Consider the following 19,928-nt stretch of genomic DNA (forward strand, 5'->3'; position numbering starts at 1 on the left):
TATTGTAGGTTATTAATACCTACGAAGTGTAGGTGAGTCAAGAGGAGATTTCGAAAAGCGAACACTTTGTCCTCAGGCGTTTTCCGTGATCTGATCAAAGCCGGGGATCGAGTCTGGCAGTTCGGTCACATCGTGATAACCGCAGTAGCTGAGTTCTTCACCCGCCTGGGAAATGACGGTGCGTAATTTTGCCAGTGATTCCAGTCGTCGCGCGTTGTCGTCGGCGCGAATTTCCGCCAGCTTGCTGATAGGGTGCTGCGGATCATCGAGTTCGCCACGCAGGTAATAGGCGTCCCCTACGTGCAGGAACCAGTGACACTCTGTTTGAATGGCGACTCCACAATGGCCGTGCGTGTGACCGAATAGCGGAATCAACCGGATGTCATCATTGAGCGCGGTATCGACACAACGTGAGGGCAAGCCAAACCAGTCGGCATCGTTCGTTTCGTAGGTGACCCATTTGGGACGATTCGCAAATTGAGCCCTTTGATAGCGGGAGTTGTTCGCATCCAGGTTCTGTTTTTCTTCCGCCGCCAGATGCACGAAGGCTTCCGGAAAATCGGTCAGCCCACCCACATGATCAGGATCGCAGTGCGTCAGCACAATGTCGGTCACATCGTCTGCAGAAAATCCCCGTTGCTCTATCTGACACAGGGCCGTCATGGCAGGCAGGAACTGAAAGCCGGCTGTCTCGATCGCCTCTTGCCCAACGCGTTCTGTCGGGTTGGCGATATCATGTGTGCCGATGCCCGTATCGATTAATACCAGCCCGGCGTTGCCTTCAAGGATCAGACAGTGACAGCAGGCGGGCGGAAAGGGGGGCGCATGCAGCCAGCCGAAATTAGCATGTTGGAGTTCGGACATGATTTCGCCTTAATACAGTTACGTTGATCAGTCTTGAGATCTTCTGACCGGCAGCTCCCGCCGAAATTCATCTTGATAGAGACCGATCTTGTCAAAGGGAATCGGTTCAAAGGCGATCTTGGGTGTGAGCAGTTTCGGATCCTGTTCCAGCGTCAGTTTCCCGCTGCTGTTTCTGGTCAGGCCCAGCGGAATCGGTTTGGTGGAACTCCCCTCCAGGTTGGTAAAACCTTTCAGATCCTTGGTCATGCCAATCCCGCTTGGCGCGCCCGTGGTATTCACGGCGAGGTTGTTTTTTATCTCGAATTTATCGAGCAGCTGTTTGACTTGGCCGCCCAGATGACAGACTTCTTTGGTGCAGTTCACAAACACATTTCGCTCGATCGGGTTGTATAAGGGTTCGCGGGGTGAGTCGCTCATGATCTTCGCCAGATGGGGATACCGGGTGCTCCAGGGCGGATTTTTGTAGTTCATCTTTTCTGCTCTCTCTTCTAAATTCCAGCCGGCCGACTTCGGGTTGTTCCACTGTTTCCAGGTCATGCCTCGTGAATCGACGTGCAGACCAATGGCACAGTCGAGCACCAGGTTATTCAGAATCGGATTATCCCTGCCGCCACCGATCATAATGGCCCGACCCGAGCGATAAAATACGTTGCCTTCTACTGTGTCGCCGCTGTCACAATCATCCAGGTAGACGCCCATCGTATTCACGTGCGACGCATCGCCGCCTCCCAGGTTGTGAATGAAGTTGTGGCGTAGCAGATTCCCCTGACTGGTCCAGTCGCGTCCTGTGTAAAACGCGCCCGAGTCGCCGGTCTCCATCACCACGCGGTAGATTTCGTTGCGTTCGAACCGATTCTCATTGCCGCCATACAGAATCGCATTATGGGGGGCATCATGAATGCAGTTGTTCTCCACAATCTGACCACAGCCATGGGCGTAGATCCCCGGCGCATACGTCCGTTGAAACAGTCCGTAATCGTGAATGTGGTTGTTGATCGCGCGGTTATTGGCCCGCTTGAGTTGTTTCCGATCCCCGCCGGACAGGGAAATGCCACGCGTGCCCAGATTGAAGAGATCGCAACTGCGGATCGTATTATTTTCGCCGACAACCGAAATGCCGCTGCTGCCCAGGTTCGCAATCACGCAGCCAACAATTTCGATGCCTTCCGTATTCCGCAAATCAATGCCCGAACCATGACTAAATTCGATGTTCAAACCTTCAAACCGCATGTGACGCGCGCCCTCGATTTTGAGCAACGGCGCGGTGAGTCGCGCCAGCACAATCGTGGCGGCGTCTAAACTTTTGGTGGGATAAAAATAGAGCTGCATTTTTTCGCGATCGAGATACCATTCGCCTGGCGCGTCCAGTTCTTCCAACGCGTTGAGTGCGAAGAAGCGGCGTTCTTTCGCGCCCCAGGTCCCGCCCATGATCCCGTAATTGTGAGGCGCCGCCAGCTTGATGATTTTCTTTTCAGGATCGTAGTCGGCGACGCGAATGGCTTCATCGCTCCAGTCGTGCGTCCAGTAACCGAGCAGCCAGACTCCTTGATCCAGGTTCCAACGTGCCGGTCGAGGATCGTCGAACACAAACGAGCCGGGGTGCAGTTTTTGCTTGGCCGGGTCTTTGGCCTTGGGGTCGGGCAGGCCTTTGTCGATTGCTTTGGTAAACGACGCCCAGCCCGCGTTGTCTGCATCGGCATTCGGCCAGCGGGCCAGTGTCATCGGCGCACCATCCATGTACAACCAGGGACCCGTGGGCACACCCCGATACGAGGGTTTGAATTCGGCAAACGCCCCTCGCGAGACCGGCGTCAGGTTATAGACCCGCACATGATCCCGGGCCGCTTCCGGGATCCGTTTTAAGATGTTTTCGTCGGTTACCGCTTTGAACAAAGCCGCATCCAGAGTGACGCCTCCCTGAAGTCGGACCGTACCGGACTCGGTTGCCCGGTACACGACCGGGTTCTTTTTCGTGCCGCCATCAGTTTTGTCGAATTTCAGCGACGAAGAAAATTCATACACGCCCGGCTCAATGTTCACAGTCACTACATCGCCGGCCTTCAATTGACCCTGCTGACGGGCTTTTCGAATTGCGTCCCGTGCGTCATTGATTGTGCGGAACGGTTTTTCTTTAGTCCCTTGTACGTCCGGCGTAGCATCGGCTTTCACGTATAAATTCAGATCCGCCTCGCTACGATTCGGAAAACAGAGTGCGAACAAACAGACCAGAACAGCTAAATAGAACTTCATGAAGCGTCACCTGATAGTCAATCAAAAAAGTTGTATCAAACAGATCGAATATAGTTCAGGATGACACTGGGCGTCAAACTACCAGCCTCAGCGAAGTTTGCTATGCACCTCTTCCAGGACATGCCGGTGGAACAGATAGCCGAACCCCGCTTTTTCCAGACGGAAAATCAATTCGTTTCTAGTGCTGGACAATTTCTCGGCGCATGCCTCAACTGACCAGTTGCTGTCAGCCAACTGCATCAGCAGATAAGCGCGTCGGCACTGTGCCGCTGAAAGACGGTAGGTTTTCAAATACTCCAATGTACCGTTTTTGCGCACAATCGATTCGCCAATATGGTTTTCTGCTTTCGGATTCAATTCCGTCATAAAACGTTGCAGCTGGAACGGCCCCATACGGTAAACCATCTCATGCCGTACCGGACAGTCCAACAGATTGTCTGACATCAGTCGATGCAATTTATCCCAGTCCGACCGTACGCGGGCCACCTCAGATCGTAGATCTTTCATCGAACGCACCCGGCGGACGTCGATGGCATCCGGATCAAGACAGTTTTCCTGCGCGTACAGACCATAGTAATACAGCAACTCGCCATAATCGTCCGTGAGCAGTGTCTCATGGAGTGCACGGTAATCATCGGGATGAGACACAATGAACGCTGAAGCCAGCGCATCACCGACGAAGACCAGCGAACCGACCTGGTTGGTATGAATCTCAAACACACGCAACGCGTCTTCCAATCCTTTGATCCAGCGGCCTGGAATCGTCGTTTCAGAGCGCGGACTCAACCCATCGCGGATTGCTGCCCGGGAATACTCTTCCCAGATAATGTTGGGGCCACCAAAATGCAGCGAGAGAAAACCTTCCAGAGAAACATCCATCGGTAGAAACCGCAGGCGATTTCGGTCTTCGCGAGCCCGCATTTTTTTCATGACGCGTGCCGTCATGAATCCCAGGTCATGGGCTGTCCCATCACTGGTTTTCGTCGATTTATTGGATCGAATCTGCGTACCGTAGGCGACCGCCGGTGAACCATCGGACGTCCAGTCCGCGATGAAGGCGTGTGGGATGTAAGAGTAATACGCCGTTTTATTGTCAATTTGAATGGCGGCGATGTCCTCGTAATAAGGGCGTTTTGTCAGACGCAAATCTTCGCGCACCTGTTTGCGCAGCACAGGAACCAGCCGCACGCCTCCCAATACCTGAGAGGGGGCAAGTGTCAGACCTTTCAGAGAAATGGTTTCCAGACAATCGGTTGTTTTGGGTTGTTTATGTTCCATCTGAGTTGAGCATCCTGTTCACGCGCAATGCCAGATATCGTTCGAGTTCGTCCAGCGTTGCGGTCCCGGCGGTAAATTTGGCAAATCCCAGCATGATGGGAATGTCTTCCGCATCGCGCAGTCCCACCGTTGGGATTGTCGCTCCCAGGCGACGGGGCGCGTAATGATCGGCATCGAACACCGGATTCATGTGGACGATCTCGGGCGTCTCCGCTTTCCCAATTGCGTCCCGGTACACGCGGGCCACCTGATCGACGAGTTGAGGCGGATCATTTTCGTAACCGTCAGACACAATCACAATCAAATCGGGCCGCCATTCCAGCGCATCCAGCAGTGGTTCCGCGAGCGCCGTCTGGCCTGTCGCGTACGTCAGTAATTCAAACGGGTTCTCTTTCTGAGTTGGTGTCCAGAAAGCCCGGTATTCGGTCGCCGCTCGGCGCAGCAGAGTGCTGGCGGCCAAGGCGACAGCCAGGGGCCGGTTCCGTTTTTCACGGCTGCCGGTTGCAGAACGGCTCCGGTCCAGAATCGTCGCCACGCGATCCAATGAGAGTGGCGCGCGAGTCAATGCTTTGTCAGCAGCCGCTTCCAGAGCAGCTTGCAGTTCTTCCGCTCGCGCTGCGTGTTCGCTCTGCTTTAAAGAGAGAATGTAAAGCGCCAGCTTCGTCAGGCCAGCCCGACTCAGATCGAACTCAATTTCGACGCCTTTCGTTCGCGCAGCAGTTGACTGGAGACGCAGCTTCTCGGCGGCTGTCATTTTTGGTTCGATTTTTTTCAAAAACACATCGCGGGGAATCTGGTGCTTCTGAGCCAGTGATTCTGCAACCGTGAACGGCAGCTCATAAATGGCGGCCGCACTGTATTGTGCCTGCCGATACTGGTTTAGCAATGGCGTCGTGTACGGTTTCTGACTGGGTCGCTCAAACAGAAAACGTCCCAGTTCTGTATCCAATCGAGAATGCACGTGCGCCGCCGCTGCCCGATATTTATTGCGATACTTGATCGCGTCGAATTCAGGTTCGCGCCGCCAGGCCAGATACGATTTGATCACCGCCCGGGTCCGGCGGTTATTCACGCGGTTTTGCTGCAGACGGGTAAACAGAGCATACACCCGGTTGGCAGGCAATTTCCGTAGCGCGGTGGCAATCAATGATCCTTCTTCAGTACGCTGCTTCGTATCAGCGGGCGCACCCGCCTCCAGCAGGTTAAAAATAATCTGCTGCTGATTGAAATGATTAATGCCCGCCGCCAGCGTGCGCGCATAGAGCAGCCGATAGTTGATCAGCACATAGCGGTGCAGGAATTCAATCGAAACGGACGTGCGATACAGATCGGTGTAATACTCGTTCTGGCGCGTGGCCGCGAAACAGGAATTGATAAACATGATCACGTCTTCCCGTTCGCACCGCTCGCGCAGTTGTTCTCGCTCCGTTGGTTGAACCTTCCCGTCTGTCACGGCTCTAGTTTCCTGATAAAAGAAAAGTCCGTTCGGGGAAGATAAGCAGCGACGGGCTAAAAAGCTCTAAAGGCTAACGCGGAAGTCACTCCCAAGTCCCACGAACGGATGTCTGAGTATCCCGCACCAGGGCGGGTAAGGCAAGCTTAGAAGAAAAGACAACAAAGAAGACCAGATGTTCGCCTGTGGAATTCAAATTTCCTTCTTCGAAGAATCGGTTCGCAATGTGGAGGGGGTTACGGAACCGGTGGGAACATTAGCTTTGCGATACATGCCAACGGCTTCCATTTGTTTCTGAGGGGGGAAGACATACTTGCACCCTTCACATTCTGGTTGATAGTGGGGCGAGTGAAAGTCACAGTTAGGGCAGATATACCACATCCAGCTGGATCGAATTCGGTTGGGATTCGCATTCGAATTCGCTATAGCAGAGAGTATGTAGTAAGCTCCTTCTTCGACTCCGGATGCGGTTGCACAACCCCACCAGTCTAATTGTTCATAAACATTCGGGTCATACGAATCACAAAAGTCCTGTGGTTCCTGTTGATTCAGGTGGCCTTTTGACATCCAGGGAAGCAACTCAAACGGAAGCGGGTATTCAACACGATAGGCAAAAGGTTCGGATCCAAAAGTTTCCACAGATGCAAGCACAGGGACGCGATCCCATTCATCCTGAGAATCACGGGCACAGAAATCCAGAATCCCGAAAGTGGTGTCACCAATCCAGAAATCAGGTCCGTCAAGAGTTTCAAGATATCGTAACAATTTCAGAATCCCGCGATTTTGACGCTGGCATCGTTCACTCTGCTGCGGGCCGGGTTCAAACTGTTCCCAGAGTCGATCTCCCCAGTGATGTGTTAAACCAGTGATTTTCATCAAACATTATTCCTGACATGTAAAAACAGAAACCGAAATACTAGAAACAGACCGAGTTCCATGCCTTGTTCTTGCTAAGAAGTCAGTCTGTCATCAATTTCCCTGCTATTCGCTTTGTTACAAAGATCAATATTTTGTTGATCCTGGAGATTTATTTCTCTATCTTAAAGAATGTGTCTCCCGAAATCCTGCCTGCTCAGCTTACCTTAACAAGGAACTCACCCGATGAAAATCGCAAACGTTGATCGTCTGCTGCTGTTGTCCTGTCTCATTTTGAGCGCTGGTGTGGCGCAGGCTGCTGATCCCCACAGTCAGGGAGATTCAAAACAGATTGACCTGGGCGGCGATGTTTCTCTGGAAGTCGTGTATATTCCGCCGGGCAAATTCATGATGGGCAGCACTCCCGAAGAGAAAGCCTGGGCGACCGGCATTGAAGGGGGGGCGACGCCGGGCACCACGCGGGAATCGTATGAAGGGGAACAGCCCCGACCGATGCAAGTCAGGGACGGATTCTGGATGGGCCGCACCGAAGTCAGCGTGGGTCAGTTCAAACGCTTCGCGGAAGAGACCGGCTACGTAACCGATGCCGAGAAACCGGGGGGCGAGACACAGGTGTTTGATCCCGAATGGAAAATCACCGCCAAAGCGCCGCCGCATCCCTGGATCTCGATGAAAGGCAAGAGCTGGCGCGATCCGAATTTCGGGTTTCCCCTGCGAAACAGTTATCCGGTCGTCTGCGTCAGCTGGAATGACGGCCGTGCGTTCTGTAAATGGCTTACCGAGCGCGAACGCAAAGCAGGTCGCTTGCCGAAAGGACTGGAATATCGCCTGCCGACCGAAGCCGAGTGGGCCTATGCCTGTCGAGGGGGCAGCCAGGAGAGCCATTATTTCTGGTGGGGTAATGACCTGCGCGACGGCGAAGGCCGCTTGAATATTTCCGCCGTCGACTTTCTGCCCGGCCGCAACAAAATCTGGCCGCTGGCGAATGCACCCTGGAGTGACGGCTTTGCCTTTGTCTCACCCGTCGATCAGTACGGCGAAAAAGGACGCAACGGTTTCGGAATGGCCGACATGTGTGGCGGCGTCTGGGAAATTGTCCTCGATCACTTCGATCCCAAGGGGGGCCACGAAGAACTCTATTTCGTCAAAGAAAACCCGCGTCCCGTCTGTCGGGGCGGCAACTACTTCGACGTCCCCGGCAACGCCCGCTGCGCTGTCCGTCTGGGACTGAAGAGTGAGAGTTATTCCGACTCCCGCGACGGCTTTCGAATTTGTCTGGGTGTGCCGCGCGGATAGGTTTTATCAGTATAGTACCTGCGAGTTATCGAATTGAATTCGCCCCACCAGTTGAGCATAATGAAATGTATGCTCCCCATTTGAGACCTTCCCCTAACTTCCTTTGAACAGGATTGCTTTGATGAACTTACTGCGACGCCCCTTGATGAAAACCATTTTCTCACTGCTCCTGCTGACAACGTTCTTATTGTGGCAGCCTTCGCTGACTTTAGCCGAGCACGACGGCAAGATTCAGATCCTCCTGCTGGGGGACAGCACCACAGAAGGCAGCATTCCGCGTCGGCTCAAACCGGAAGGGCCGCATCTGGAATCGGTGATGGAACAACTGCTGGCAGCGGAAGGGGATCTGCCCCCCTGTCATGTAATCAATTCCAGCCTGAGCGGCGAATACATTAAGCGCCTGTTCGATTCGGGGCGCTACGATCGCGACGCCGCCAAGCTGCCGGGCGTCGATTACGTCTTCATCCGTTACGGCTTGAACGACCGGGCCAAGCGTGAGAACTTCACCGAGAATTTTCCGAAAGACTTTCACGATCTGCTCGCGCGATTGAGGAAAGATCATCCCAACGCGGTCCTGGTTCCGATGACCGTGATCCCGTTTTCGAATGAAGAAGTCAGCAAGGAAATCAACGACTTGGTATTCCAGGTGGCGAAAGAAGAAAATCTGGAAGTATTTGATATCTATCCCCGTTATGCCGCCGAGTTGAAAAAGGGATTCAATATGCTCAACTACCGCCGGTATCCGGTGGAGAAAGTGCCCGAGAAATATCAGGACCTGGTAAAACCATTCATCATGGGAGGTCGAGTGGTGGTAATGGCCAACGAACTCGACCCGATTCTAGGAGACCTGCCGGGCTGGTATTCTGATCGGCATCCGAATCTGGCGGGCTACAATGTGATCGCCGACGAAACGGTAAAATACCTGGCTCCCAAACTCCGCGCCCGCAAGTCTGTTGAGAAATCAGGCAAGTAAGTTGTCATCAATCGGAGAAAGCCGAACATGTTGAACATTCTCCCAAAAATCACCGCTGGTCTGATGCTGTTGGTCGTCCTCAGTGGTACAGCAACACACGCGGAATGCGGCTTGTCCGCGGGGGCGGCGAAAGTGGATGTCACGCCGCCCACGCTGCCGGCGATTCAGAACGGCTTATTTCTGGAACAGAAACAGGGCAAAGTGCTGGATCGGCTGCACGCACGCTGTTTTGTTTTTAAAACAGACCGGACGGCAATTGCGATGGTGGTCGTTGATTCGTGTATGATTCCCCGCGATATCTGCCAGCGGGCCAAGTTACTTGCCAGCAAACAGACGGGCATTCCCGTGCACCGTATGTTGATCGCATCAACGCACACACACTCGGCGCCCAGCGTGATGAATTTCTGCTTGGGAACATCCAGCGACCCGAACTACGAACGGTTTCTGCCGACAAAGCTGGCCGAGGGAATCGTCAAAGCATATGAGAATCTCGAACCGGCGCGGGTTGGCTATACTTCGGTTGATGCACCCGCGCATACGCACTGTCGTCGCTGGTTGAGAGATCCGCAGCAGTACGGCGATGATCCCTTTGGTGAGAAAACGGTGCGGGCCATCATGCACCCCGGTTATCAGAATCCTGACTTCATCGGCCCCGCTGGACCGGCGGACACCGGGCTCTCGCTGCTCAGTATTCAGTCAGCGGACGGCAAGCGACCGCTTGGTCTGCTCGCCAATTATTCGATGCACTACTTTGGCGCGCGGGGCGGATTTTCCGCCGACTACTACGGTAAGTTTTCGGCGCTGATGGAACAGAAAATCGCGGGGAAAGAGCACCCCGGTTTCGTCGCTGCCATGTCACAAGGGACGTCCGGCGATTTGCAGTGGATGGACTATTCCGAGCCGCGACGAAAAAATTACAGTATCGACCAGTACGCGGGCGAACTGGCCGCCATCGCCTTTGACGCATACAAGAAAATCGAATACACGACCGGCGACCCGAAACTGGGAATGGCGGAAACCCGCTTGACACTGGACCGTCGGCTGCCAAGCCCCGCGCGCTTGGCCTGGGCGAAGGAACTCAATACCAGTCGAGGCGACCGACGACCGAAATCGAAACCGGAAGTCTACGCCGAGCAGGCAACCTGGATCGAGGAACATCCCCAGGAGCAGATCATTCTGCAGGTGATCCGCATCGGCGACCTGGCGATCACGGCGATTCCCAACGAAGTTTATGGCATCACCGGCTTGAAGCTCAAAGCACAAAGCCCGTTCAAGCAGACCTTCAACATGAGCCTGGCCAACGGCGCCGCCGGCTACATCCCACCCCCCGAACAACACTACCTGGGCGGCTACACCACCTGGCCCGCCCGCACCGCCGGCCTGGAAGTCAACGCCGAACCCCAGATCGTCGCCAAACTGCTGCAACTGTTAGAAGTGTTATCAGGTGAAAAACGTAAACCGTTAACCACCGACTTTTACAACGACCAGCAACGCACGGCGATTGAGAAAGCAAAAACGGACGGGAATAATCGGGTGAATCGCGGGGCGGGGAAAGGCTGAAACTACCATTTGAACTTCAAAGGGAGTGTCATTTTGGTTTCAATTGTTTACCCAGCTGAAAACATCCCCTTCCGGAAGTGACTCTACACCTGAGAGCCTTAACATATAGAGCACCTGGGCGCGGTGGTGCATGCTGTGGGTGACAATGTGGGCCAGGGCGGTGCCGAAGGTTTTTTCGCGAGGCGGATCGTCGAGGTGGTCGATCCAGACATCGTCCCAGCCGTTGGTTTGCTGGACCTGAGTACCAATTGTTTTGAGGCGTGCTGCTGCAGCCGATAAGCGCTCGCGCATTTCTGCAATCGTTTGATTAGATGATCGTTCTATTGGTTCGCCGGCCATCAGTGCCGACCAGATTTCCATGTTGCCGATGATATGGTGCAGCGTCGCACGGAGTGTCCGGTGACCGATGTCGAATTCGTGATCAAGTTGTTCGTCGGGAAGCGTCGCACAGATTTCGAGTAACTGACGCGTGGTCCAGGCATCGTGGGCTAAGAGTCGATCGAGTAAATCCATGGTGATTCTGGTTTCTGTTAAATCGGTTCATCAAAGGCCTTCGCGATGGAGCTGGCAAGCTGTTCCAGTGAGTAAAATTTCGTGGCGACGTCGCGGATGTGGGCGACGGTGGCGGATTTGATGAACATCATTTTGGCTAAATGACGCGAATCGCTTTGTGTGCTCTCGACGCGATGCTGGCGGCGTTTGACGTAGAGTGACAAGGCATGTTCCAGGAACTCTGTGTTCGTACGCGAAAGTTCGTCGGCGAGGACGGCGGCGGACTCCATCGCCATCGACGCGCCGATGCCCGCGGTGGGCAGGAAGCCGGCGGCGGCATCGCCCAGCAGCACCACGCGGCCGCGGGTCCACTCTTTCGAACGGACGTCGGAAAGTTTCCAGAAGAACAGATCTGCGCTGTCGTCGGGCAGGGCTGCCAGACAGGTGTCGACGAGTTCTCCCATGCCAATGAACTGTTCGCGGAGACGCTGTTGTCGGCCTGGTCCCGGCTGGTCGAAGTTGCCTTCAACCGGCGCGCCCGCATAAACGCCCGCACCTTCCATTGTGGGATAGATGCCGAAGAAGCGGCCCGCGCCCCAGTGTTCTACGAAGGTTTCTTTCGGAACCGCATTCACATCGACCCACCAGACCCAGCCGCCCCAGTTCGTGTGGTAGTAGGGCTGTTCGCCGAACACAAGCTGGCGGACTTTCGAATGCAGCCCGTCCGCGCCGACGACAAGGTCGAACGTTTCGCTCGTGCCGTCGTTGAAGGTGGCGGTGACAGCGTCTCCGGTATCGTTCAATGATTCAATGGCAGTATTGAAACGCAGGTCGGCGCTTTCGAGGGCCGAGTGCAGCAGTTTGATGAGTTGCGGCCGCGTGCAGCTCAGGTTGGGGCCGAAGCGGTCGGAGATGGGGTCCATCGACCAGTGCTTAACGAGTTCGCCGTGATTGTCGCGAACTTCGTAGTGCTTGCATTCAATCGACTCGGCGGCGAACTGTTCATAGAGTCCCAGGCCATGAAAGACCCGATAGCCGAGCGGCCAGAGACCCAGCATGTAACCCGCATGGTCAAAGTTGGGGGCGCGTTCGATGAGTGTGGGTTCAAAGCCGCGCTGTTTGAGTAAGGCGGCGAGCGTCATGCCCCCAATGCCGGCACCGACGATGAGAATGCGCATGGTTCCTTTTCTCCGTAAAAGGGAATGAGATTTGTCTGAGGAACACACTTTAGCAAATCGGAACGTCTTAATGCGAGATGAAAGGAAAAAATGAATCGGTGCGGTTCATTTTTCTACCACGAAAGACTCGAAAAGCACGAAATGAGAGTAGAGCGCAAAGTGGTATGTGGACGCTGGAACTATTTTTTCAGCGTCAGCGTGCCCAGATCGATTGGTTTTGCTTCGCTGTTCTTTTCTGCAGGTGGTACTGAGAAAATGTAGTTGATGAGATGGCCGGGAGAGGGATGTATTTTCGGATTATCGGAATGGAAATAAACGGTCATCGCATAAGTTCCCGCAGGCACATCATCGATGCGGAAGGAGCCATTGGGGGCAACGCTGGCGCGGAAGCGGAGTGATTCCAAGATCATTTTTTCATGAGCCACCTCGTATTTCTCAAAGCTGGCTTTCTCTGTTGCATAGCGTTCCGATGCTTTCCAGTTTTTATACCAGGTCAGGTACTTCTGAGGATCTTTCTGTAGTTCTTCTAAAGCCATGATACCGGGAGGGGGATCCAGAAAGGAATATCCGTCAATCGAGGCGAATTGCCAGGTCACTTTCTCTTGGTGCTTCTCGGGCGGGACCAGTTTGCCGATGACGGGACGGCCCGTGTGTCCCAGATCAAGATGAATCGTTTTCCCAGCAACGAATTCCAGAGGCACCAAAATTGCCGAGGTGACTTCCCTGGCTCCTTCAAATACCAGATGCGAAAGGGAACGGCTAAGATAACCTTTGCCGGGAAACACACGGTCAAAATCATACTGACCGTCGGGCCCTGTCGGTTTGATCGTCCAGGTTGAAAATCGGGGGCCATTCTCATTTGACTGGAGGAAAATGCTTTCCTGAATCGTGAGATAAACTTTGGGAGCAGGCTGATTACCGATTCGAAATTGACCTTCCACGCGGGCCCAGGGTGTCAGGCGCAACGGATCGGGCAGAGGGCCTGAGTCTGATTTATAGTGAGCGAAGCCGGCAGGGTGGGTGATGACGAGCTGAAACGGCTCGCTTGTAGCGGGAGTATGAAAATGACCAGCGGTATTGGAGTGGACCAGTGTTGCAGATGTGGAGCTGTCGCGAATATCTCCGTTGCGTATACTGATCTGGGTATCTTTCACTCCGACCGCAATTTTAGCGTCTACGGCTGGTTTTCCGTCAGGTGTCAGGATTGTCGTGGCGATGTCTTGTGCCGGTTCGAGTTCGAAGTCAAGCTTCACGTCTCCCTCAGTGTTTTGCAGTTTTCGCGAAACAGCGACTCGATAGCCGGGGGCTGCCACACGAATATAATGTCCCGGTGCATCACGCGCGATGCGTAACCGATACGTTCCCTCCCGCGCTTCGGAACGATCAGACGTGAGCCATAAGATACGGGATTGAGTACGTGAACTTTGAACACCGTGAGTCACAAGGAACTTTTTGATGGGTTGTTTTGTTTTGGCATCAACCACACGTCCCGAGGGAGCTAGCATCTTGGGGGGCGTGAATACGTATTCTTCATCGCGGGCGATGAGTGTCTGGCTACTCAGATACATGCCACCCGGACGACAGATGTCGGCCTGAAATTCATCAAGGGGGGCTTCATTCCATTCCCAGACACCATTCTCATCGGCATATTGATTGACGTAGTCAAATTCAAAGAATCCAATCCAGGATCCTCGCCAGTGCTGGAACAAGATCCTGGATTTAGGAATACCTTTGCCTTGTTCGTCAACCACACGAATTCGGATCTTGCCTCCTGGTTTCAGGACAAAATCGACGGGCTCCATCTCGGGGTCGACACGGACTTCCTGTACTTCAGGGGCGTGATCTTTGGCAGAAACGACGACACGCGTCAAGCGGGGCTCGCAGCCGGTGAGCAGGTAGACGCCCCGTTCGTCGGTGGTGGCTTTGCGAAGGTCGTTCGTGAATTTGGTTCTGACCAGCGCACCGGGAATGGGCTTGCCGTTTTCATCAGTCACACTGCCAGTAATGACGAGCCCACGATCGAGGACGATACGTGGGGCGGGCGTTTGATTTTCTTTGATTTCAAATTCACTACGCGAGACGCGGTCTCTCCAGGGGCTATAATCGGGATGATTCACATCAATATGGACATCGGGTTTTGACGCGGGAACATGTTCGTACCTCCATTGGCCTTTCACATCGGTGGTGATTCTTGTGCCAACTCCCAGTTTACTGGAATCGCCGGGGCGTTTTTTAAAATAGATGCCAGGTGAAATCTTGGCGCCCGCAATCGGCGTTCCTGCTTCGTCCACAACTGTGCCTCCGACCGTCCAGGCGGCATCTAGTTGAGCTGTGAACTCGTCCGGGATTGAACTCCAACTGGCCCAATAGGGGGCATAGCCGGGTTGTTTGATGCTGAGATTAAATCGCTTGAGACGAGTGTGTACCGTCAGCTGGAGCACGCCTTTCTCGTCGGTCTTCACATAGGGGCCATAGGTGCTCTTGCGGACGTATGTGCCGCGTTGAATTTGTTCGGGAGTCACGGCCGGATCGGTGCGGGCTTCAATCAAAGCGTTCGGTACCGGTTTTCCGGCAGGATCAACGACGTTGAGTCGGAACGTGCGCGAATCCTCTTTTGCTTTTGACGTGTTGTTGGCAGGAGGCAGCGTTTTCTGGGAAACGGGTTTTTTCGCTGGTTCCTCTTTTTTGCTCACCGTCTGTGCGGTGGACGTCGAGACGAGCGAGACCAGGGGCAATGCTAATGTCAACGCCAGCAGGGCGAGTACGCCAGTTCGAGAAACGCGTAAGGGTTCGCGCAGTGGTTCACCAAACAGTCGGGCCACGCGACGGCGCATTTCGGACGGCGACTTTCCGCTGGCGGCGAGCGAAGAGAGATCCGGTGTGGTTGCGTTACTCCGTTTTGCCAGTTCGGCGATACGCAACAGAGCCGTCGCGTATTCCACGCGCGATTCAAATGCCGACGAGGAATCGGAAGTGGGTGGTGTCTGGCATGCCATTTCATCGCAGCAAAATTCGCGGAGCACGCTGATACGGCGACTGAGATACCATAGCAGTGGATTGAAAAACAGAACGGCCTCAGCGAAACGCTGGAGCAGGTAGATCCAAATATCGTAACGTCTGACATGAGCCAGCTCATGCGCGAGAATCAATTCGAGTTCCTCTGTAGAGAGCCCACTGATGGCGGATGCTGGCAACAGAATCGTGGGCCGGATAATGCCGATGACTTTAGGCACAACGATCTGTTCTGCGCGAGCCAGGGCAGGTACGACCTTCATCGACCATTGTTGTGCCAGAGACCGCAGTGCTTCCACAAGGGGACCTTCAGTGACTAAATCGGCTTGCGAACCCAGTCGGTTGGCGCGGATGCTGGCGATGATCAGACGCGTCAGCATCAGTGCGACGCCTATGATGTAAACGGCCATAATCCAGGGTGCCAGCCACAACCACTGAGTTGACGAGTTGACGGTTGGGGGTGTCGCACTCGAAGTGCGTGTGGCTTCGATGGGCTGAGTTTGAAAGGAGCGTTGCGTCTGTGGTTTGCTGTTTTGTGTCTTCCTCGAAACAATCTGTTCCGGGTAGATAGGAGAGACTGCAGAGGGAGTGGGTTCTGGTTTGGTCTCTGTTGTGAGCGTGAGTGATTCGTCCGTGATTTGGCGTTCTGGTTCAGCAACGTCTAACAGTTGATACGTGACTGGTACGGCGAGGATCGCTGTTACGAGGGCGATGACATGAAGCGTGTAACGCCGTTCGACCGAGGCGTTGCGCCAAAAACGATCGAGACTCCAGACAACCAGCGCCAGCAGTGAAACCTGCCAGATCGAGTGCATGAGTGTCAGGCAAAGGCGACCGTTGAAAGCCGGGTCAATCAGTGTGTGCCAGGTCATTGTTTTTGCTCCTTTGCCTTGCGTGTGATCAGCTTACGAATCTCCGCGAGTTCAGCCTGATCCAGGTCGACCGTTTCGAGCAGGTTGAGGACCAGTTCAGAGGACGAACCGTCGAACACACGCGAGAGTACATCTTCCATGATGCCACCCGTTACCGTTTTCTTCATCAGTTTGGGGGAGAACAGAAACGATTTGCCCTCTTTCTTTCGCGAGACAAACCCTTTGCGATACATGATATTGAGCATGGTGATCACAGAGCTGTGGGAGAGTGGACGGCCTGCTTTGGTTTCGAGTCGCGCTCTGACTTCGCGAACCGGTAACGGCGAGTCATCCCACAATACTTTGAGGATTTCGAGTTCCAGCTCAGTAGGATGTTCTGATCCCGGACGTGCCATGGAAGCGATTCCTTACAATCGAAAAAGGGGCGGTTCACAGATCGGCAGTATGTTTTAATTCTTTAAAAGATGGTAATGTGAGTCAAGTCGTCTGTCAAGAATATCTTTTAATTGTTTAAAAGATTGTTCTGACGAAGGTTCTTGAAAAAGAAAAACCGGATCGGCCGATTTCCAAAATGTTAACTGCGAAATTTCACGGTTTATTCACAGCAAGTTCAATAAAAAGTAATCCTTGTGCGAGTATGAGATTCTGTTCCCTTGGTTTGTTTCAGAAGGCCGGGCATGGTGGTACACTTCTGTAAGGCACGTTTACTTTGACGCGGTCAGCCGATATAGTAGAGGGCATTAGGAATGAAGATCATGAGAGCAATTCGCAATCGGGCAGCAGGCGTTTTATTATTTCTTGTCACGCTTGGTGTCGGGATCTTTTCGACGGCGCTTTCTCTCAGTGCGGCTGACTGGCCCACGTACCGGGCCGACGCACAACGCAGTGGATTCACGACGGACGGTCTTCCGGAAAAACTTGCGCTGCACTGGAGTCATCAAGCCGCACATTCACCGCAGCCCGCCTGGCCGCGAAGTACGCGCTTGACTTATGACCGTGTGAATCATTGTGTGATTGCCGAGGGGCGGGTTTTCTTTGGCGATAGTGTGTCCGGGAAGGTTCAGGCACTGGATCTGAACACGGGAAAACCGATATGGGAATTTTTCACTGAAGGCCCCGTTCGTTTTGCACCAACGGCCTGGCGCGATCGACTGCTGGTGACCAGTGATGACGGTTTTCTTTATGCATTGCGTGTTAATGATGGAACTATGCTCTGGAAACACAGAGGCGGACCGAATGCACAGATGGCGGTGGGCAATGAGCGCGTGATATCCAAGTGGCCGGCCCGTGGTGCGGCAGCAGTGGTCAATGACGTGGTTTATTATGCAGCGGGGATCTGGCCCAGCGATGGAATTTATCTATATGCCCTGAATGCAGAAACGGGGAAGCCAATCTGGTCGAACACGGACTCCGGCCAGATTTATATGCCTCAGCCGCACGGGGGGGCGAATGCCAACAGCGGCATTTCTGCGCAAGGATATCTGGCAGTCGCCGGTGATCATCTGCTGGTACCGGCGGGACGCGCGGTTCCGGCATCGATGAATCGTTTGAGCGGAAAATTCGAGTATTTTCACCTGCAGAAAAACCGGGCTCAGGGGGGCGGCGATACAATTGTTGCCGGCGATCTGTTTTTGAATAGTGGTGTTGTTTTCAAAGCAGCCGACGGTGCAGCGATTGCTAAGTCATCAGGTGGCCCGACGGTGGCTTTACCCGATGGTCTGGTTGAAGCCAGCAAAGGAAAAATAACACGCTATCAATGGGTGGAAACTGAAAACCCGGATCGCAAAGGCAAGCTGGTCCGCTCAAAAGGACTCAAGCAGGTCTGGGCAGTTAAACAGTCTCACCCGAGTGCGGCGCTCATTATTGCGGGGGACAAAATTGTGTCCGGCTCTGATGGGTTTGTCGATCTGGTTGATCTGGAAGCGGGTAAGCCGCTCTGGTCAACACCCGTGGAAGGCGTGGCCTACGGTCTGGCGGCCAGTGATTCTCATCTGGTGGTGAGTACCGATCGGGGCAACGTTTATACCTTTGGTTCCGCAGCAGAATCCCTGGCTTCGAAAAACAACAAAGCACAGGTAGTGACATCACCGTATCCCGCCGATTCCGCAGCCGCCAAGGTGGCGGCTGAGATTGTCGAACGTACGAAGATCGACAAAGGATATTGCTTTGACGTCGGTTGCGGTGATGGTGCATTGGCTTATGAGCTGGCGAACCGGACGCAGTTACGGATTGTTGCTGTTGAGTCGGATCCGACGCTGGTGGCGCTGGCACGTCAGAAATTGACTGAGGCGGGCGTGTATGGATCGCGGGTCATGGTGTTGCAGCGTCCGCTTGATCAGACGCATGGGCCAAACAAGGTCGCGAACCTGGTGGTCTCCGGCAGATCGGTTTCAGAGGGGAGCAACGGGCTTCCCATGCAGGAACTCAAACGATTGCAGCGACCGTACGGCGGGTATGTCTGTTATGGAAAACCGGGTAAATTGAACATCGAACGGCGGGGTGCCATTCAAGGGGCCGGCGAGTGGACGCACCAGTATGCAGACGCGGCGAACACGCTGTGCAGTAATGACAAACTGGTTAACGGCCAGCTCAGCATGTTATGGTATCGGGATTTTGATTTTGTGATTCCCTCCCGCCATGGTCGTGGGCCGGCGCCATTGTTTTCGAGAGGGCGTCTGTTTCATGAAGGCAATGATGGTCTGATCGCCGTGGATGCTTATAACGGACATGAACTGTGGCGATTCCAGATTGAAGGTGTGCTGGTCGCTTATGATGGTGACGAACTGATGGGGGCTTCGGGCACCGGCAGCAATTATTGTCTGGGCGGCGATTTTGTGTTTATCCGGCATGAGCAGCGCTGCTTTCAACTGGACGCCGCCACGGGGAAAGTGGTGCATATCTTCGAAGTCCCGCCAGCCAAAGACCCCAAAGCAAAGGCAAACAAACAGCCTTGGGGTTATATTGCCTGGCATGACGGAATGTTAATCGGCTCGGCCGCTGATCCCAACCATGTCGTCGCGTATCGCTATCGTGCCACGACGGGTGATATGACAAAGCAACTTACCGAATCAAACCGATTGTTTGCCTTTGACACGAAAACCGGAAAATTGAAATGGCAGTATGATTCTGAAGATTCAATCCGTCACAATGCGATTGCGATTGCCAACGAGAAACTTTATCTGATTGATCGTCCGCTGGCTGATTTTGATCGCACGAAAGAATCGAAACGCAACCCGATTCCCAAAACCGCCAAACATGCCACCGGTCAGTTACTATGCTTAAGTATTCACGATGGTTATGTGCTGTGGAAAAATAAAGAAGATATCTACGGCACGATGATTGCCGTCAGTGCAGAGAATGACGCGCTGCTGATGAGCTATCAACCGACGAGTTTCCGACTCTCCTCGGAAAAAGGGGGACGATTAAGTGTCTTCAATAGTACGACTGGCGAGAAAACGTGGGAGGCGAAAGCGAATTACAGTTCTCGCCCGTTGATTAATGGGAAAACCGTGTATGCACAAGGGGGCGCCTGGAATTTGAAAACGGGCAAGCCGCAGCCTTTCAATTTTAAACGTTCCTACGGCTGCGGTGTTCTGGCGAGTTGCGAAAACATGATGTTCTTCCGGTCGGCGACGCTGGGGTATTTCGATTTCAACAAAAACAGCAGCATCGAAAACTACGGAGGCGTCCGCCCGGGTTGCTGGATCAATGCGATTCCTGCCGGCGGGCTGGTGCTGGTTCCCGATGCGTCCGCAGCCTGCAGTTGCAGTTACCTGAATAAGTCCTGGTTCGCGTTGGAAACGCAGGCAACACATTAAGCCGCA

Annotated in this window: 13 protein-coding genes; 4 read left to right on the forward strand and 9 right to left on the reverse strand. The window is 53.9% G+C overall.

Translation table 11 applies throughout. The features are described 5' to 3' along the window. Positions 1–72: 72 nt before the first annotated feature. From Enr17x_RS00290 to Enr17x_RS00310, 5 genes are all read right to left on the reverse strand, one after another. Positions 73–864 (reverse strand): MBL fold metallo-hydrolase, encoded by a 792-nt coding sequence (locus Enr17x_RS00290; RefSeq protein WP_145305263.1) that lies wholly within the window; start codon positions 862–864, stop codon positions 73–75. A gap of 27 nt (positions 865–891) precedes the next feature. After that, positions 892–3,114, reverse strand: a complete 2,223-nt coding sequence (locus tag Enr17x_RS00295) for a right-handed parallel beta-helix repeat-containing protein (RefSeq protein ID WP_145305264.1) — start codon at positions 3,112–3,114, stop codon at positions 892–894. An 87-nt stretch (positions 3,115–3,201) separates the two neighbouring features. Next, positions 3,202–4,392, reverse strand: a complete 1,191-nt coding sequence (locus Enr17x_RS00300; protein WP_145305265.1) for an ARPP-2 domain-containing protein — start codon at positions 4,390–4,392, stop codon at positions 3,202–3,204. Then, entirely contained in the window at positions 4,382–5,845 is a 1,464-nt protein-coding gene (locus Enr17x_RS00305) for a hypothetical protein (RefSeq protein WP_198000877.1), read from the reverse strand. The genes Enr17x_RS00300 and Enr17x_RS00305 overlap by 11 nt, the downstream gene beginning before the upstream one ends. Before the next feature lie 192 nt (positions 5,846–6,037). Further along, positions 6,038–6,721, reverse strand: coding sequence for a hypothetical protein (locus Enr17x_RS00310; protein ID WP_145305266.1), 684 nt, complete (start codon positions 6,719–6,721; stop codon positions 6,038–6,040). 225 nt (positions 6,722–6,946) lie between these two features. On the opposite strand from Enr17x_RS00310, the gene Enr17x_RS00315 reads away from it, so the two are divergent. From Enr17x_RS00315 to Enr17x_RS00325, 3 genes are all read left to right on the forward strand, one after another. Then, entirely contained in the window at positions 6,947–8,017 is a 1,071-nt protein-coding gene (locus Enr17x_RS00315; protein ID WP_145305267.1) for a formylglycine-generating enzyme family protein, read from the forward strand. 121 nt (positions 8,018–8,138) lie between these two features. After that, positions 8,139–8,990 carry an SGNH/GDSL hydrolase family protein gene (locus tag Enr17x_RS00320; RefSeq protein WP_232100904.1) on the forward strand — a complete coding sequence of 284 codons (852 nt, stop codon included), beginning with the start codon at positions 8,139–8,141 and terminating at the stop codon, positions 8,988–8,990. A 27-nt stretch (positions 8,991–9,017) separates the two neighbouring features. After that, positions 9,018–10,550, forward strand: a complete 1,533-nt coding sequence (locus Enr17x_RS00325; RefSeq protein WP_145305268.1) for a neutral/alkaline non-lysosomal ceramidase N-terminal domain-containing protein — start codon at positions 9,018–9,020, stop codon at positions 10,548–10,550. Positions 10,551–10,589: 39 nt separating this feature from the next. Here Enr17x_RS00325 and Enr17x_RS00330 read toward each other — a convergent pair whose 3' ends face one another. The 4 genes from Enr17x_RS00330 to Enr17x_RS00345 form a co-directional block, all read right to left on the reverse strand. Next, positions 10,590–11,063 (reverse strand): DinB family protein, encoded by a 474-nt coding sequence (locus Enr17x_RS00330; protein WP_145305269.1) that lies wholly within the window; start codon positions 11,061–11,063, stop codon positions 10,590–10,592. Between the two features lie 17 nt (positions 11,064–11,080). Then, the gene (locus Enr17x_RS00335; protein ID WP_145305270.1) at positions 11,081–12,220 is read right to left on the reverse strand and encodes an FAD-dependent monooxygenase; all 1,140 of its coding nucleotides are present in this window, start codon (positions 12,218–12,220) and stop codon (positions 11,081–11,083) included. Between the two features lie 179 nt (positions 12,221–12,399). Next, complete coding sequence (locus Enr17x_RS00340; protein ID WP_145305271.1) at positions 12,400–16,104, reverse strand: M56 family metallopeptidase; 3,705 nt, start codon at positions 16,102–16,104, stop codon at positions 12,400–12,402. Then, the gene (locus Enr17x_RS00345; protein ID WP_145305272.1) at positions 16,101–16,499 is read right to left on the reverse strand and encodes a BlaI/MecI/CopY family transcriptional regulator; all 399 of its coding nucleotides are present in this window, start codon (positions 16,497–16,499) and stop codon (positions 16,101–16,103) included. The genes Enr17x_RS00340 and Enr17x_RS00345 overlap by 4 nt, the downstream gene beginning before the upstream one ends. Positions 16,500–16,859: 360 nt before the next feature. Between Enr17x_RS00345 and Enr17x_RS00350 the strand changes: the two genes are divergently transcribed. Beyond that, complete coding sequence (locus Enr17x_RS00350) at positions 16,860–19,922, forward strand: outer membrane protein assembly factor BamB family protein (RefSeq protein ID WP_198000878.1); 3,063 nt, start codon at positions 16,860–16,862, stop codon at positions 19,920–19,922. Positions 19,923–19,928 lie beyond the last annotated feature (6 nt).

This window comes from Gimesia fumaroli (genome assembly GCF_007754425.1).
Classification (GTDB): Bacteria; Planctomycetota; Planctomycetia; order Planctomycetales; family Planctomycetaceae; genus Gimesia; species Gimesia fumaroli.